We start from the raw sequence: 14714 nt of genomic DNA on the forward strand, positions 1-14714 counted from the left end.
CCGGGGATCTGTCCGGAACCCGAGGGCGGCACGTTTCAGCTCGCCGGGGCCATCACCGGTCCGCCCCGGCACGTACCGGCCGTTCGCCCTTGCCGGACCCCTCGGCCCCCTGTCCTGCGGACGCCTTCCCCGGCAGGAACAGCCCGACCACGAGCATGCCCACCAGGGCGATGGCCGCCGAACCGATGGCGGTGACATGCATCGCCCTCAGGAACGCGTCGTTCGCGGCGGCAACCAGCGGGGCGCCCGCCGGGCCCAGCTTGTCCGCGATGCCGAGCGTCGCCTCGATCGACTCCCCCGCCGCCTCCCTGGCACCGGCCGGAACGGCACCGAGGTGCCCTTCGATGCTGCCGCGGTAGACGGTGGACAGCACCGAGCCGAGCACCGCGATCCCGAGCGCCCCGCCGACCTGCCGGAACGTGTTGTTGACCGCCGATCCGGAACCGGCCTTCTCCCTGGGCAGTGCCTGCATCACGGAGACCGTGACCGGCGTCATCACATGGGCCATGCCCGTGCCCTGGACGAAGAAGAGAACGCACAGCACCCAGACCGGCGTGGTGGCGTCGAACAGCGCGAACGCGGCCAGGCCGACCGCGACCAGCAGCATCCCGACGGTGCAGACCGCACGGGCGCCGAACCGGTCGACGACCAGCCGGGCGCGCGGTGCGAAGATCATCTGGGCGGCGGCCAGTGGCAGGATCAGCAGACCGGACTGGAGCGCGCTCCAGCCGCGCACGCTCTGCATGTAGAAGGCGGAGAAGAAGGTCACACCCATCAGCGCGAAGAAGACCAGCGCTATGGCGGCGACGGCCGCGGAGAACGACGGCTCCTTGAAGTAGGTGATGTCGAGGGCCGGGTGGCTGCTGCGCTTCTCGTACCGGACGAACCCGGCCAGGACGACCAGGCCGCCGATGATCGAGGCTAGCACGGCGGGGTCGGCGAAGTCGGCGAGCTGGCCGCCGCGGATGATGCCGTACACCAGCAGGACCAGACCGACGATGGACAGCAGGACCCCGAACGGGTCGATCCGGCCAGGATTGGGGTCCTTGGAGTCCGGCACCAGCGCCACCATCGCGATCAGCGCGACGATCACCACGGGCACGTTGACCAGGAAGATCGAGCCCCACCAGAAGTGTTCGAGCAGCAGTCCGCCGGTGATCGGGCCGATCGCGATGGCGAGGCCGACGCTGCCGGCCCATATCCCGATGGCCTTGGGCTGCTCGTCGCGTTCGAAGACGTTCATCAGGACGGCGAGCGTGGCCGGCATGACGAACGCGGCGCCGAAGCCCATCACGGCACGCCAGGTGATCAGTTCCCCGGGCGAGTCGGACATCGCCGCCAGGGCGGAGCCGACTCCGAACAGCAGGATGCCGAAGAGCAGTACCTTCTTCCGGCCGACGCGGTCGCCGAGCAGGCCCGCGGTGAAGAGGAGACCCGCGAAGACGAGGGTGTAGGCGTTGATCGCCCATTCCAGCTCGCTCTGGGTGGCACCCAGGCCGGTGGGTGCGGGGCTGGCGATGGTCTTGACCGCGACGTTCAGGATCGAGTTGTCCAGCACCACTATGAGCAGGCTGAACATCAGAACGACGAGGATCGCCCAACGGCGGCGATGGACCGCCTCAGGTATCTGGGGCAGGGCGGCGCGAGGGCCCGACGGCATTGACATGCCAGGAGCTTATATTCTTTCGATACGATACCGTCTCGTATTGGAAAGTCTTTACCGGGATGCCGTCGGCGCGCGTGCGCGGGCCCACTTCCCGTGAACGGGCGCGGGATGCCACCATGGAACCGGTCCGGGGACGCCGACAGGGCGCCTCGAGATGACGAAGGAGCCGTTGGCAATGTCGCTGCAGGCTGCGCAGAGCAAGTCCGCCGCATCCCCCGCGGGTGCCCCCACCGACAGCAGCAAGGCGCTGTACGGAGGCAAGAGCACCCGCCGTATCTCCATCCATGACATCGCCGCCGCCACCGAGCGCGGCGAGAAGTGGCCCATGCTCACCGCCTATGACGCGATGACCGCGTCCGTCTTCGACGAGGCCGGTATCCCGGTCATGCTCGTCGGCGACTCGATGGGCAACTGTCACCTCGGTTACGAAACCACCGTGCCCGTCACGATGGACGAGATCGCCATTCTCTCCGCCGCTGTCGTACGGGGCACCAAGCGCGCCCTGATCGTCGGCGACCTGCCTTTCGGGGCGTATCAGGAGGGGCCCGTCCAGGCCCTGCGCAACGCCACCCGGCTGGTCAAGGAGTCCGGCGTCGGTGCGGTCAAGCTGGAGGGCGGTGAGCGCAGCCACGAGCAGATCCGGCTGCTGGTCGACGCCGGTATTCCGGTCATGGCCCACATCGGTCTGACCCCGCAGTCCGTCAACGCGATGGGCTACCGGGTGCAGGGCCGCGGCGAGGAGGCCGCCCAGCAGATGCTGCGCGACGCCAAGGCCGTGCAGGACGCGGGCGCGTTCGCCGTCGTCCTGGAGCTCGTGCCGGCCGAGCTGGCCGCCGAGGTCACCCGCACCCTGCACATCCCGACCGTCGGCATCGGCGCCGGACCCGACACGGACGCCCAGGTGCTGGTCTACACCGACATGGTCGGGCTGACCGGCGGCAAGGTGCCGCGCTTCACCAAGCAGTACGCGAACCTGCGCCAGGTGCTGGGTGACGCGGCGAAGGAGTTCGCGGAGGAGGTCGTGGGCGGCAGCTTCCCCGCCCCCGAGCACACGTTCCACTGATCCCCTCGGGGCCCGGTCGGCCGTACCGGTCCCGGCACGGACCACTGCCCGCACCACCGACAGCCCGCCGACATCCCCCATCGGCGGGCTGTCGGCCCGTTGTCGGTGGACTGTCGGTGGCGCCTGGTCCCATGGTGGGCATGACGCGAATCGACAAGAACCCCAGGAGCGGCACGAACGCCGTCGAGGTCCGGGGACTGGTCAAGCACTACGGCTCGACCAAGGCTCTGGACGGCGTGGACCTCGATGTCCGCGAGGGCACCGTGCTCGGTGTGCTCGGCCCCAACGGTGCCGGCAAGACCACGCTCGTCCGCTGCCTGTCCACGCTGGTCCTCCCCGACGCCGGACACGCCACCGTGGCGGGCTACGACGTGGTGAAGCAGCCCCGGCAGCTGCGCCGCACCATCGGTCTGACCGGGCAGTACGCCTCGGTCGACGAGAAGCTCTCCGGCTGGGAGAACCTCTACATGATCGGGCGGCTGCTCGATCTGCCGCGCAGGACCGCCCGGTCCCGGGCCGACGAGCTCCTGGAGCGGTTCTCACTCACCGACGCGGCCAGGAAGGCCGCGATGGACTACTCCGGTGGCATGCGGCGCCGGCTCGACCTGGCCGCCTCGATGATCGGCAGCCCGGCCGTCCTCTATCTGGACGAGCCGACGACGGGGCTCGACCCCCGGACCCGTAACGAGGTCTGGGACGAGGTGCAGCGGATGGTCGCGGAGGGGGCGACCGTACTGCTCACCACCCAGTACATGGAAGAGGCCGAGCAGCTCGCCAACGAGCTGACCGTCATCGACCAGGGCAGGATCATCGCCCGCGGCGGGGTGAACGAGCTGAAGGCCAAGGTCGGCGGACGCACCCTGCAGATCCGGCCGTCGGACCCGGCGCAGCTGCCCGCGATGGCGCAGGCGATCCGGGAAGCCGGTCTGGACGGGGTCTCGGGCGCGCAGGCCGTCCCGGACGAGGGACTGCTGTACGTACCGATCCTCAGCGACGAGCAGCTGACCGCCGTCATCGGCCTGCTCGGCACCCGGGGCTTCTCGCTGGCGCATGTCGCCACCGCGCTGCCCAGCCTGGACGAGGTCTTCCTGGCCATCACCGGCGAGAAGTCCGCTTCCGCCGCCGCATCGATCCCCGAGGAGGTCGCGGCATGAGCACAGCGACTCTGACGCCCACACCCACCGGGACCGAACCGGCGAAGGCACCCCATGACGAGGGCCGGATCGGGCTGCGCGCCAATCTGCGGCACATCGGAGCGCTGGCCCGGCGCAACGTCCTCCAGATCAAGAAGGATCCGGAGTCGATGTTCGACGTACTCCTGATGCCGGTCATCTTCATCCTGCTGTTCGTGTACGTGTTCGGCGGTTCGGTCGGCGGCAGCATGGGCGGCGGTCGGCAGGAGTATCTGAACTATCTGGTCCCCGGGCTGATGGCGATGATGGGCATGAACATCGCCATGGCGGTCGGCACCGGCGTCAACGACGACTTCCGCAAGGGCGTCATGGACCGGTTCCGGACGATGCCGATCGCCCGCTCCTCGGTCCTCATCGCGAAGATCGTGGTCGAGCTGGGCCGGATGATGATCGCCACGCTGATCCTGCTGGGCATGGGCTTCGCGCTCGGTATGGAGCTGCAGACCTCGGTTCTCGGACTGATCGAGGCGGTCGCGCTGTCGGCGGTGTTCGGTGCCGCCATCATGTGGATCTTCATCCTGCTCGGGCTGGCCATGAAGACGGCCCAGGCGGTTCAGGGAATGGGGATGATCGTGCTGATGCCGCTCCAGTTCGGCTCCTCGATCTTCGCCCCGACCAAGACGATGCCCGGCTGGCTCCAGACGTTCACCGACTACAACCCGCTGTCCAATCTGGCGGACGCGGCGCGCGGCCTGATGATGGGCGGACCGGTCGCCCACTCGGTGTGGGTGACGCTCGGCTGGGCCGCGGTGATCACCGCGGTGATGGCGCCGCTCGCGGTCGCCAAGTTCCGCAAGAAGTCCTGAGATCAGGTCCCGATGCCGGCCGGTGCCGGTGCCCGTGCCGGTACGCGGTCGGCCGGTGGTCGGTGCCGGTACGTACGCGGTCGGCCGGTGGTCGGTGCCGGTACGTACGCGGTCGGCCGGAGGTCGGTGCCGGTACGTACGCGGTCGGCCGGAGGTCGGTGCCGGTACATACGCGGTCGGCCGGAGGTCGGTGCCGGTACATACGCGGTCGGCCGGAGGTCGGTGCCGAGGTTCACTCCCGGTACGCGTCGACGAGGGCGGTGGCCTCCTCCAGGGTGAGGCCGCCGCCCTCGGCGTACGCGGCGTCGTAGGCGGCCCGGCCGAGGACGGCGACGGCCAGTTCCTCCGCTCTGGCGTAGTCGTGCCGCTCCCTCGACGTCGGCACATGCCCCCGGGGCAGCAACTGCCGGCCGGCCCCCAGCAGCCGGGCCGCGAGCGTGGCCCGTCGCTCGCCGCCGATTCCGGCCAACGCCCGTGCGATGGTGACGAGATGGAGGACGGACATCTGGGGTGCCACCATCTGCGACAGTGTGTCGTGGGACCGCGCCAGCGCTTCCAGACCCCGGGACAGGGCCTCGACGTACAGTCCGTCCTCGTTGTCCAGCCAGGCCAGCCCGCCCATCACGAACCCCTCGAAGATCGCCATGGTCTCGGAGCGGAACTCCTCGCTCAGCAAGGCCAGTTGACCGCGCGCCTCGGTCGTGCGGCCACTGCTGCCCAGCCACAGCGCGAGCTGGAGCCGGGCGATGGGCCTCGCCTCGTGCCCCGTCCCGTGCTCCTCGGCGATCACCTCGCGGAGGATCTTCTCGCCCTCGTCGCCCCGGCCCATTTCGGTGAGGACGGACGCGTATCTGGCGCGCAGGACCGCCACCTGGGACTGGGCGCCGAGCCGCTCCGCGTAGCCGATGGCCGCCCGGAAGTCGTCGGCCGCGCGCGGGTAATCGCCCCGTCTCTCGTTGGCCTCGCCCCGGGAGGAGAGCGCTTCGGCGACGCCCCAGTCGTCGCCGAGCCGGCTGAAGATCTCCAGGCTCTCGTCCGCGTCCGTCCGCGCGTCGCCCGCCCATTCGACCCGGTTGGCCAGCACGTTCGCCCGCATCTGGAGGGCCCCGGCCAGCTCCCATTCATAGCCGTACTCGCGGCTGGCGCGGACCGTTTCGTCCAGCAGCTCCCGCAGATCGCCGGGCTCACCGGTGAGCATGACGGCGAAGAACCAGAGCGACGCGGGGGTGCGGCAGGTCTGCGGCTGGCCCGCCCGGTAGGTGTCCGCGATGACGCGCAGCCGGGCCATGCCCTTCTGGTCGGCCCACACGTTCTCGGAGTGGTCCATGCTGACCAGCTGGACCAGCGCCACCTGGCGCCGCGCCTCCTGGAGCAGTTCGGGCGACATGGGCGGCGGCGCGTCGGTGCAGCGTTCGTGGAGGGACGGCGCGGGCTCGGCGGGCGGCGCGAAGGGGTCGGGGCCCAGCGCGGCGGTCGCGTCGGCCCACTGGAGGGCGTCGGTGCGCAGATCGCGCATCTGCCAGTACCAGCAGAGCGACAGCACCATGCAGAGCGCCTCCTGCTCGTCGCGGGCGGCGACGGCACGGCGCAGGGCGGTGCGGATGTTCTCGTACTCGCGCTGGAGGAGGTCGATGGCGGGCCGCTGTCCGGCGCCGCGGAGTTCGGGGTCCGTGGTACGGGCCAGCTCCCGGAAGTACACCAGGTGGTGGCGCTCCACGGTGTTCCGCTCCCCGGTCCCGTCGAGCCGTTCGGCGGCGTATTCGCCGACGGTCTCCAGCAGCCGGTAGCGCATCTCGCCGTCGTCGGCGGGCGCGGAGACGACGAGGGACTTGTCGACGAGCGAGCCGAGCAGCCCGGCGACCTCGCGCGCGTCCATCGGCCCGTCGGCGCAGACGGCCTCGGCGGCGGCCAGGGTGCAGCCGCCCGCGAAGACCGAAAGGCGGCGCAGGACGGCGCGTTCGGCGGCGTCGAGCAGGTCCCAGGACCAGTCGACGACGGCGCGCAGGGTCTGCTGTCGGGGCAGTACGGTACGGGCCCCGCTGGTCAGCAGGCGGAACCGGTCGTCGAGCCGGTCGGCGATCTGGCGCGGGGTGAGCATCCGCAGCCGGGCGGCGGCGAGTTCGATGGCGAGCGGCAGTCCGTCGAGGCGGCGGCAGATCTCGGTGGCGGCGGCCGCGGTCTCCTCGTCGGCGTCGATCCGGAAGCCGGGCCGCGCGGCGGCGCCGCGGTCGGCGAGCAGCCGGAGCGCCATCGGGTCGGGCAGCGGGTCGACGGGGCGGACGAACTCGCCCGGCACGCCGAGGGGTTCACGACTGGTCGCGAGCACGGTGAGTTCCGGACAGTGGGAGAGCAGATGGTCCGCGAGGGCGGCGGCGGCCCCGACGAGGTGTTCGCAGTTGTCCAGGAGGAGCAGCATGCGGCGCCGGGAGCAGTGCTCGGTGAGACGTACCAGGGGGTCGCTCGCGTTCCCTTCGGCGACCCGGAGCTCCTCGGCGCCCGCTCCGCGCAGCACGGTCTCGCGGGCGCCGACGGCGGTCAGCACGGCCTCCGGTACGGCCTCGGGGTCGTCGACGGGGGCGAGTTCGGCCAGCCAGACGCCGTCCGGCCAGGCGGGGGCGACGGATTCGGCAGCCTCCTGGGAGAGCCGGGTCTTGCCCGCGCCGCCGGGGCCCAGGAGGGTGACCAGCCGGGCGTGCGCGAGGTCCGCGCGCAGGGCGTCGATGTCCCCTTCGCGCCCGACGAAGCTGGTGAGCCGGGCCCGGAGGTTTCCCTGCGGCGGGGCGGTGGGGGGCCGGTGCGGGTGGGCAGTCGTGGCGGGTGTTGTCGCGGTGGCGGGGGTGGCGGGCTCGGCCTCCGTGGTCTCGGTGGCCGCGACCACCGGGGCCACGCCACCCGCTGGGCCCGCCGGTTCCTGGCTCAGCAACTCGGCATGCAGGGAGCGCAGTTCGGGTCCGGGGTCGGTGCCGAGCCGGTCGGCGAGCACGGTGCGCACCTCGTCGTACGCGGCCAGCGCCTGCGCCGTACGCCCGGCGTCGCGCAGCGCCCGCAGCCGCAGCGCCTGGAGCGGTTCGTCGATCGGGTGCTCGACGCAGAGGGCGGCCAGTTCGGGCAGGGCCTCGTCCGCGCGGCCGAGCGCGAGGGCCGCGGCGAGCCTGCCGCGGCGGGCGTCCAGGCGGCGGGTCGCCCAGCGCGCCGCGAGGGCGCCGCGGTCGGGCAGATCGGCCAGGGCCGGTCCGCGCCACAGGGCGAGCGCGCCGTCGAACGCGGCCTGGGCCTTCGCCGCGTCGCCCTCCTCCAGCGCCCGCGCCCCCTCCCCCGCGAGCCGCTCGAAGCGGTACAGGTCGACCGCGTCCGGCTCGGCGGCGAGCTTGTAGCCGCTCTCCGCCGAGGCGACCGCCGCATGGCCGAGGGCCCGCCGCAGCCGTCCGACGAGCGCCTGCAGGGCACCCACCGCGTCGGCCGGCGGGTCGCCGTCCCACACCTCGTCGACGAGCACGGCGGCCGGGACGGTGCGGCCGGGACGCAGGGCGAGGACGGTGAGCAGGGCGCGCAGCCGCGCCCCGCCGAGCGCGACGGCCGTGCCGTCGTCGCCGAGTACCTGGGTGGTGCCGAGGATGCAGTAGCGCACGCGCCTATTCTCCGCGACCGGGATCGGTCAGTGGACATACGTACGTCCGCACCCGCGTGCGGTATGTGCGCGGTGCCCGCGGTGTGCGCCGTGCGCCGGGGTCGTTCGTCATGGTCCCACCCTTCACGGAACCACCGCCCCGACGCGAGACGTTTACGACGTGTCGCCTGTACGGTCGCTCTCGCCGCGCACCGCCCGTCCCCCTTCCGGTCAGCCACCAGGAGTTCGCCGATGACCACCGCAAGTGCCCGCAGCGACCGGCGGATCAGCCCGGTCTTCCTCGGGATCCTCGCCGTGATGGCGGTGTCGGGCTGGGCGGTGTGGACGGATTTCGCACAGCAGCCCGGGGTCGCGGTCTTCCTCTTCGTGACGGCGGCCTGGGTGGTGTCGCTCTGTCTGCACGAGTACGCGCACGCCCGTACCGCGCTGCACAGCGGGGACATCTCCATCGGATCGAAGGGTTATCTGACCCTCAATCCCCTGAAATACACCCATGCTCTGCTGAGCATCGTGCTGCCGGTGCTGTTCGTGATCATGGGCGGTATCGGTCTGCCCGGCGGTGCGGTCTTCATCGAGCGGAGCCGGATCAGCGGGCGTTGGAGGCACAGCCTGATCTCCGCGGCGGGCCCGCTCATGAACGTGCTGTTCGCGTTCGTCTGCACGGCGCCGTTCTGGCTGCACGCGCTGGACGGCGTCCCGGCCTTCTTCCAGTACGCGCTGGGATTCCTGGCACTGCTCCAGATCACCGCGGCGATCCTCAACTTCGTCCCGGTGCCGGGGCTGGACGGCTACGGCGTGATCGAGCCCTGGCTCTCGCACCGGATCCGACGGCAGGTCGAGCCGTTCGCCCCGTTCGGGCTGATCGCGGTCTTCGGCATCCTGTGGATTCCCGAGGTCAACCACGTGTTCTTCGACGCGATCCATTCCCTGTTGCGGGCACTGGGCGTCAGCGACTTCACGACGTACTGCGGTTTCGACACCTACCGCTTCTGGCGGTCGGCCGACCCGGTCTGCGCGGTCGGCCTCTGATCCGCCCCTCAGCCGGCGGACCGTGCGCGCTGCCGGCGCAGGTAGAACCACGCCATGTTGGACGAGAGCCCGGCCAGCAGCACCCAGACGATCCCGAGCAGGCTGCCCTGGACGAACGAGATCACGGCCGCGACGACGGCCAGGACGCAGACGGCGATGGCGTAGAGAGCGAGGCGGGGCATGAGGAACGGCTCCTGTCCGGGGTGATGCGTGGTCCCGTCCAGTGTCCCTCATGCCCCTTTCCGCTCGCCGCAGGGTGCGCCGGGAACAACCCTCGGGGGCCGGAGAGCCGCTCAGACGTCGGTGGTGCGCAGACCGGCGTGCGCCTTGTAGCGGCGGTTGACGGAGATCAGGTTGGCGACCAGCGACTCGACCTGGTGCGCATTGCGCAGCCGCCCGGCGAAGATGCCGCGCATGCCGGGAATCCGGCCCGCCAGCGCCTGTACGAGGTCGGTGTCGGCGCGGGCCTCGCCGAGCACCAGCACATCGGTGTCGATCTCCTCGATGGCCTCGTCCTGCAACAGCACCGCCGAGAGGTGATGGAAGGCCGCGGTGACCCGGGACTCCGGCAGCAGGGCGGCGGCCTGCTCGGCGGCGCTGCCCTCCTCGGGCTTCAGGGCGTAGGCACCCTTCTTGTCGAAGCCGAGCGGGTTGACGCAGTCGATGACGAGCTTGCCCGTGAGTTCGTCGCGCAGCGACTCCAGGGTCTTGGCGTGGCCGTCCCAGGGCACGGCGACGATCACGACGTCGCTGCGCCGCGCGCACTCCGCGTTGTCGGCGCCCTCGATGCCGTGGCCCAGCTCGTCGGCTGCGGTCTGTGCGCGGTCGACGGCACGGGAGCCGATGATCACCTTCTGCCCGGCGCGGGCGAACCGGTAGGCGAGCCCGCGGCCCTGCGGCCCGGTACCGCCGAGTACGCCGACAGTCAGCCCGGAGACGTCGGGGAGGTCCCAGGGGTCCTTGGCGGGGGGCTTGGCTGCGCTGCCACTGTCATTCGTAGTCATGGCTGTGACATTACTGCCCGCCACGAACGGGGAGCAGTTCCAGTCCCACTGAGGGATCCGTCGCTCCACGACGGCTCCGATCGGCTGGTTCGGAGCCGTTCCCCGGTGCCGGGCGATGCTTCTGCGGCATGATGCCGGGCCATGGATGCCGTACGCGTCGCCCTGCTGCGTGAAGTGCTCGCCGGGACCGAGTGGCCCGCCGCGGCCCGGCGGTTCGCCGCGGCGCTCAGGTCGTCCGTCGTCCCGCACGGCGGCGGGCTGCTGCTGGTGGGGACGGCGGCGTACGAGCCGTGGCATCTGGCGGCCCATCTGGTCGACGAGTCCACCTGGTCCGGGCTGCCGGAGCTTGCCCCCACCCTGGTACGCCACCGGGTCGAGCCTGGCGACCCGGCGCATCTGGCCGTCGGTCTGGGCCGGATCGAGGCGGCCGGGCGGGGCGAGACGCTACTGCTGGTGGCCCCGGAGCGGCCCGGTGCCGGACTGCTGGAGCGGGTCCACGACGCCCGCCGGGCCGGGGCGACGGTCCTCTCGCTGGACGGTGGCGATCCGGAGGTGCGGGGGCTCGCCCACGAGACGCTTGCGGTGACCGGCACCGACGACGTCGACCTGGACACCGTGCAACATCTGGTGAGCGCGGCGGCCGGCGAGAACAGCGCCCCGGCGCCGCGCGGCAACCGCTTCCGGGACCGGCTGTCCCGGCTCGCCGACCAGCTGACGGCCCCGCCACCGGCCCGCTGGTGAACGTCCCGGGTCCACGACGGGAGCCGTCGCACCCCCGGGCCACCAGCTTCTGAGGGGCTCCCCGCCTCCAGGAAAATCTGTTGCAAACAGCATCTACGGCGCCGGACCATGACCCCTCGTGACCTCAGCTCCCTCCCCGGCGGCGGCCCGGCTCTCCGCCCTGCTGCCGGACCTCTCGCCCCTGCGTTCGTCGGCCGACTTCCGGCTGCTCTGGGTCCAGGGTCTGGTGACGTACTTCGGCAGCTTCATGGCACTGATCGCGCTGCCGCTCCAGATCAAGGAGCTGACGGGTTCACCGCTGGCCGTCGGTGCGATGGGCACGGTCGAGCTGGTGCCGCTGGTGGTCTTCGGTCTGTACGGCGGGGCCCTCGCGGACTCCGCGGACCGCCGCAAGGTGATCCTGGGCACCGAGGCCGGGCTGGGGGTGCTGGCTCTCGTCCTCCTGGTGAACGCCGCACTGCCCGACCCGATGCTCTGGCCGCTCTATCTGGTGGCGGGCGGGGTCTCCGCGCTCGCCGGGCTCCAGCGGCCCGCGCTGGACTCCCTGATGGCCCGGATCGTGCCGCACGACCAGCTGACCGCCGCCGCCGCGCTGAACTCGCTGCGCTGGCAGTTCGGCGCGATCACCGGCCCGGCGGTGGCGGGACTCGTGGTGGCCTACGCCGGGCACGCCACGGCGTACACGGTCACGGTGGTCACGTTCACCGTGTCCGTGCTGCTGTGTCTGCGGCTGACCCCCGCGCCGCCCGCCCAGGACAGCCCGAAGCCTTCACTGCGCGGCATAGCCGAGGGGGCGAGATACGCCTGGAGCCGGCCGGTGCTGCTGGGGACGTACGCGGTCGACCTGGCGGCGATGTTCTTCGCCTTCCCGAACACGATCTTCCCGTTCCTCGCGGACGAGCTGGATGCCCGGTGGTCGCTGGGGTTGATGTACGCGGCGGGGTCCGTCGGCTCGCTGGTCCTGGGTCTGACCAGCGGCTGGACGTCACGGGTGCGGCGGCACGGGCTGTTCGTCGTGTTCGGGGCGGCGGTCTGGGGGATGGCGATCGCGGCTGCCGGGTGGTTCGGCGACGTGTGGCTGGTGCTGGTCTGCCTGGCGGTGGCGGGCGCGGGCGACATGCTCAGCGGTCTCGGCCGCTCCACGATCTGGAACCAGACCATCCCGGAGGAGCTGCGGGGCCGACTCGCGGGCATCGAGGTGCTCTCGTACAGCGTCGGCCCGCAACTGGGTCAGGTGCGGGCCGGCGCGATGGCGGGCTGGACGGGGACCCGCTCCGCGGTCTGGAGCGGTGGTGTGGCGTGCGTGGCCTCGGTCGCGCTGCTCACCGCGGCGCTGCCGAAGCTGCTGACGTACGACTCCGGGACGGACGAGGACGCGGTACGCGGGCGCGCGCGGCGCAGCGCGGAGAAGGCTGCGGAATCCAGCCCCTCCGGCGCCTGAGGAGCGGACGTCCGGGGGCAGGGCCCCCGGTCATCGCTCCACTCACGCCTCGGGGTCGGGCGGCGTTTCCCGGTCGTGCCACTTGGGGTCCGTCTCCCATTCGAGATTCCGCTCCTGCGCGGTCTCCATCGCGTGCCGCGCCGCCTCGGGGGAGGTATACGGTCCGAAGCGGTCCTTGGCCGGACACTCGGGGCCCTCCTCGACCTTCTGGTGCTGCAGGCAGTAGTACCACTCGCCCGGTTTGCCGACCGTGCGCTTCTTGAACAGGGCCATTTCCGGCTCCTTCCCTCGGTGCCATGCTGCCCCACGCACGCTGGTTAGACTCGCTGACATGTCTGGCCAGTCGCTGCTCGCACCCGGGGAGATCACTCCCATCCGTACCGTGCCCGGAAACATCCGGCGCCCCGAATACGTGGGCAAGCCGGCCCCCACCCCGTACACCGGTCCGGAGATCCAGGACGCCGACACCGTCGAGCGCATGCGCATCGCGGGGCGAATCGCCGCGCAGGCGATGGCGGAGGCCGCCAAGCACATCGCCCCGGGCGTCACGACGGACGAACTCGACCGGGTCGCCCATGAGTTCATGTGCGATCACGGCGCCTACCCGTCGACGCTCGGCTACCGCGGATTCCCCAAGTCGCTCTGCTCCTCGCTCAACGAGGTGATCTGTCACGGCATCCCGGACTCCACGGTGCTGCGCGACGGCGACATCGTGAACCTCGACGTCACGGCGTACATCAACGGTGTGCACGGCGACAACAACGCCACGTATCTCTGCGGCGACGTGGACGAGGAGTCCCGGCTGCTCGTGGAGCGCACCGAGGAGTCGCTGAACCGGGCCATCAAGGCGGTCCGGCCCGGGCGGCAGGTCAATGTGATCGGGCGGGTCATCGAGTCGTACGCGAAGCGCTTCGGGTACGGGGTGGTGCGGGACTTCACCGGGCACGGGATCAGTTCCTCGTTCCACTCCGGACTGATCATTCCGCACTACGACAGCCCGCACGCGACCACCGTGATGCGGCCCGGCATGACGTTCACCATCGAGCCGATGCTGACGCTGGGCACCCATGAGTACGACATGTGGGACGACGGCTGGACCGTGGTGACGAAGGACCGCAGGCGCACCGCCCAGTTCGAGCACACGCTGGTGGTGACGGAGACGGGCGCCGAGATCCTGACGCTCCCGTAACCACCGACCACACTGATCCTTCGGTTCCTTCGAAAGCGGCCATCTCCGGGTGGCCGCTTTCGCGTACTCCCGCGCGAAAGCGGAACCCGGCGTATCGTTTTTACCGACAGACCGTCGGGAAGTTGTTGACTTAGGTAAGCCTAAGTAGGAAGATCGGAGTTGTCGACAGCCGCCGCCGTACGTGGTCGCTGCGGCATTTTTTCGTCTCTTCCCGGACTTTCCCGTCCCCTCGGTCCCCGGAGGCCCGCCTTGGACGCAATCGCCGCCGCCACCCCCTTCTCGACGCTCATCCGCACCGCGTCGCACGAACAGCACGCCGAGGCGGAGACCTCGACCTTCATGAGCGATCTGCTGGGCGGGCGCCTGGGTGTGGACGCGTACACGCGCTACACCGAACAGCTGTGGTTCGTGTACCGGGCGCTGGAAGAGGGGGCGCAGGCGCTGCGGAGCAACCCGGTCGCCGGTCCGTTCATACGGTCCGAGCTGATGCGCACCGCGGAGCTGGAGCGCGATCTGACCCATCTGCGGGGTGCGGACTGGCGGGAGGGCCTGGAGCCGCTGCCCGCCACGGCCGCGTACGCCACCCGGGTCGCCGAGTGCGCCCGTACCTGGCCCGCCGGTTACGTCGCGCACCACTACACGCGCTATCTCGGCGACCTCTCGGGCGGCCAGATCATCCGCGACAAGGCGGAGAAGACCTGGGGCTTCGCGCGCAAGGGTGACGGGGTCCGGTTCTATGTCTTCGAGGAGATCTCCAATCCCGCCTCGTTCAAGCGGGGTTACCGCGAGCTGCTGGACGCGGTGAACGCGGACGACCTGGAGAAGCAGCGCATCGTCGACGAGTGCAAGCGCGCGTTCGCGCTGAACACGGCGGTGTTCCGGGAGTTGGGCGACGTTTTCCCGCTCAGCGCCTAGCGTCTCGGCGGCGCGGCCGGCGGGGTGACGGGGGTGCAC

General features: G+C 71.0%; 13 protein-coding genes. 8 read left to right on the forward strand and 5 right to left on the reverse strand.

Annotation, left to right across the window (positions count from 1 at the left end; all coding sequences use genetic code 11):
• Positions 1-52 precede the first annotated feature (52 nt).
• Positions 53-1666 (reverse strand): MFS transporter, encoded by a 1614-nt coding sequence (locus tag ACFU8Q_RS29340; protein WP_384459250.1) that lies wholly within the window; start codon positions 1664-1666, stop codon positions 53-55.
• A gap of 175 nt (positions 1667-1841) precedes the next feature.
• On the opposite strand from ACFU8Q_RS29340, the gene panB reads away from it, so the two are divergent.
• The 3 genes from panB (at position 1842) to ACFU8Q_RS29355 (ending at position 4728) form a co-directional block, all read left to right on the forward strand.
• Positions 1842-2729, forward strand: coding sequence for a 3-methyl-2-oxobutanoate hydroxymethyltransferase (gene panB / locus ACFU8Q_RS29345; protein WP_384459253.1), 888 nt, complete (start codon positions 1842-1844; stop codon positions 2727-2729).
• A gap of 131 nt (positions 2730-2860) precedes the next feature.
• Positions 2861-3883, forward strand: coding sequence for an ATP-binding cassette domain-containing protein (locus ACFU8Q_RS29350; protein WP_384459286.1), 1023 nt, complete (start codon positions 2861-2863; stop codon positions 3881-3883).
• Positions 3880-4728, forward strand: coding sequence for an ABC transporter permease (locus ACFU8Q_RS29355; protein ID WP_384459256.1), 849 nt, complete (start codon positions 3880-3882; stop codon positions 4726-4728). The genes ACFU8Q_RS29350 and ACFU8Q_RS29355 overlap by 4 nt, the downstream gene beginning before the upstream one ends.
• Before the next feature lie 232 nt (positions 4729-4960).
• Here the strand turns inward: ACFU8Q_RS29355 and ACFU8Q_RS29360 are convergent, their stop codons facing one another.
• On the reverse strand, positions 4961-8356 hold the full coding sequence (locus ACFU8Q_RS29360) for a BTAD domain-containing putative transcriptional regulator (protein WP_384459259.1): 3396 nt from the start codon (positions 8354-8356) through the stop codon (positions 4961-4963).
• A gap of 231 nt (positions 8357-8587) precedes the next feature.
• Here ACFU8Q_RS29360 and ACFU8Q_RS29365 point away from each other — a divergent pair, with 231 nt between their 5' ends.
• Positions 8588-9385 (forward strand): site-2 protease family protein, encoded by a 798-nt coding sequence (locus ACFU8Q_RS29365; RefSeq protein WP_384459262.1) that lies wholly within the window; start codon positions 8588-8590, stop codon positions 9383-9385.
• 8 nt (positions 9386-9393) lie between these two features.
• On the opposite strand, the gene ACFU8Q_RS29370 is transcribed toward ACFU8Q_RS29365, so the two are convergent.
• On the reverse strand, positions 9394-9567 hold the full coding sequence (locus tag ACFU8Q_RS29370) for a hypothetical protein (protein ID WP_384459265.1): 174 nt from the start codon (positions 9565-9567) through the stop codon (positions 9394-9396).
• Positions 9568-9678: 111 nt separating this feature from the next.
• On the reverse strand, positions 9679-10389 hold the full coding sequence (gene npdG / locus ACFU8Q_RS29375; protein ID WP_384459268.1) for an NADPH-dependent F420 reductase: 711 nt from the start codon (positions 10387-10389) through the stop codon (positions 9679-9681).
• A gap of 141 nt (positions 10390-10530) precedes the next feature.
• On the opposite strand from npdG, the gene ACFU8Q_RS29380 reads away from it, so the two are divergent.
• Both ACFU8Q_RS29380 and ACFU8Q_RS29385 read left to right on the forward strand, forming a co-directional pair.
• Complete coding sequence (locus ACFU8Q_RS29380; RefSeq protein WP_384459271.1) at positions 10531-11130, forward strand: hypothetical protein; 600 nt, start codon at positions 10531-10533, stop codon at positions 11128-11130.
• Positions 11131-11248: 118 nt separating this feature from the next.
• Positions 11249-12571, forward strand: a complete 1323-nt coding sequence (locus tag ACFU8Q_RS29385; protein ID WP_384459274.1) for an MFS transporter — start codon at positions 11249-11251, stop codon at positions 12569-12571.
• 42 nt (positions 12572-12613) lie between these two features.
• On the opposite strand, the gene ACFU8Q_RS29390 is transcribed toward ACFU8Q_RS29385, so the two are convergent.
• Positions 12614-12844, reverse strand: coding sequence for a hypothetical protein (locus tag ACFU8Q_RS29390; protein ID WP_384459277.1), 231 nt, complete (start codon positions 12842-12844; stop codon positions 12614-12616).
• A gap of 58 nt (positions 12845-12902) precedes the next feature.
• Here ACFU8Q_RS29390 and map point away from each other — a divergent pair, with 58 nt between their 5' ends.
• Together map and ACFU8Q_RS29400 are read left to right on the forward strand one after the other, a co-directional pair.
• Complete coding sequence (gene map / locus ACFU8Q_RS29395) at positions 12903-13760, forward strand: type I methionyl aminopeptidase (RefSeq protein ID WP_384459280.1); 858 nt, start codon at positions 12903-12905, stop codon at positions 13758-13760.
• Positions 13761-14009: 249 nt separating this feature from the next.
• On the forward strand, positions 14010-14675 hold the full coding sequence (locus ACFU8Q_RS29400) for a heme oxygenase (biliverdin-producing) (protein ID WP_384459283.1): 666 nt from the start codon (positions 14010-14012) through the stop codon (positions 14673-14675).
• Positions 14676-14714 lie beyond the last annotated feature (39 nt).

Origin of the sequence: Streptomyces sp. NPDC057543, assembly GCF_042801895.1 — a bacterium.
Taxonomy (GTDB): Bacteria; Actinomycetota; Actinomycetes; order Streptomycetales; family Streptomycetaceae; genus Streptomyces.

Coding starts and splice junctions, on each gene's coding strand:
- ACFU8Q_RS29380 (WP_384459271.1), top strand. CDS start 10,531: ATGGATGCCGTACGCGTCGCCCTGCTGCGTGAAGTGCTCGCCGGGACC.
- ACFU8Q_RS29365 (WP_384459262.1), top strand. CDS start 8,588: ATGACCACCGCAAGTGCCCGCAGCGACCGGCGGATCAGCCCGGTCTTC.
- ACFU8Q_RS29370 (WP_384459265.1), bottom strand. CDS start 9,567: ATGCCCCGCCTCGCTCTCTACGCCATCGCCGTCTGCGTCCTGGCCGTC.
- ACFU8Q_RS29355 (WP_384459256.1), top strand. CDS start 3,880: ATGAGCACAGCGACTCTGACGCCCACACCCACCGGGACCGAACCGGCG.
- ACFU8Q_RS29390 (WP_384459277.1), bottom strand. CDS start 12,844: ATGGCCCTGTTCAAGAAGCGCACGGTCGGCAAACCGGGCGAGTGGTAC.
- ACFU8Q_RS29340 (WP_384459250.1), bottom strand. CDS start 1,666: ATGTCAATGCCGTCGGGCCCTCGCGCCGCCCTGCCCCAGATACCTGAG.
- npdG (WP_384459268.1), bottom strand. CDS start 10,389: ATGACTACGAATGACAGTGGCAGCGCAGCCAAGCCCCCCGCCAAGGAC.
- map (WP_384459280.1), top strand. CDS start 12,903: ATGTCTGGCCAGTCGCTGCTCGCACCCGGGGAGATCACTCCCATCCGT.
- ACFU8Q_RS29350 (WP_384459286.1), top strand. CDS start 2,861: ATGGTGGGCATGACGCGAATCGACAAGAACCCCAGGAGCGGCACGAAC.
- panB (WP_384459253.1), top strand. CDS start 1,842: ATGTCGCTGCAGGCTGCGCAGAGCAAGTCCGCCGCATCCCCCGCGGGT.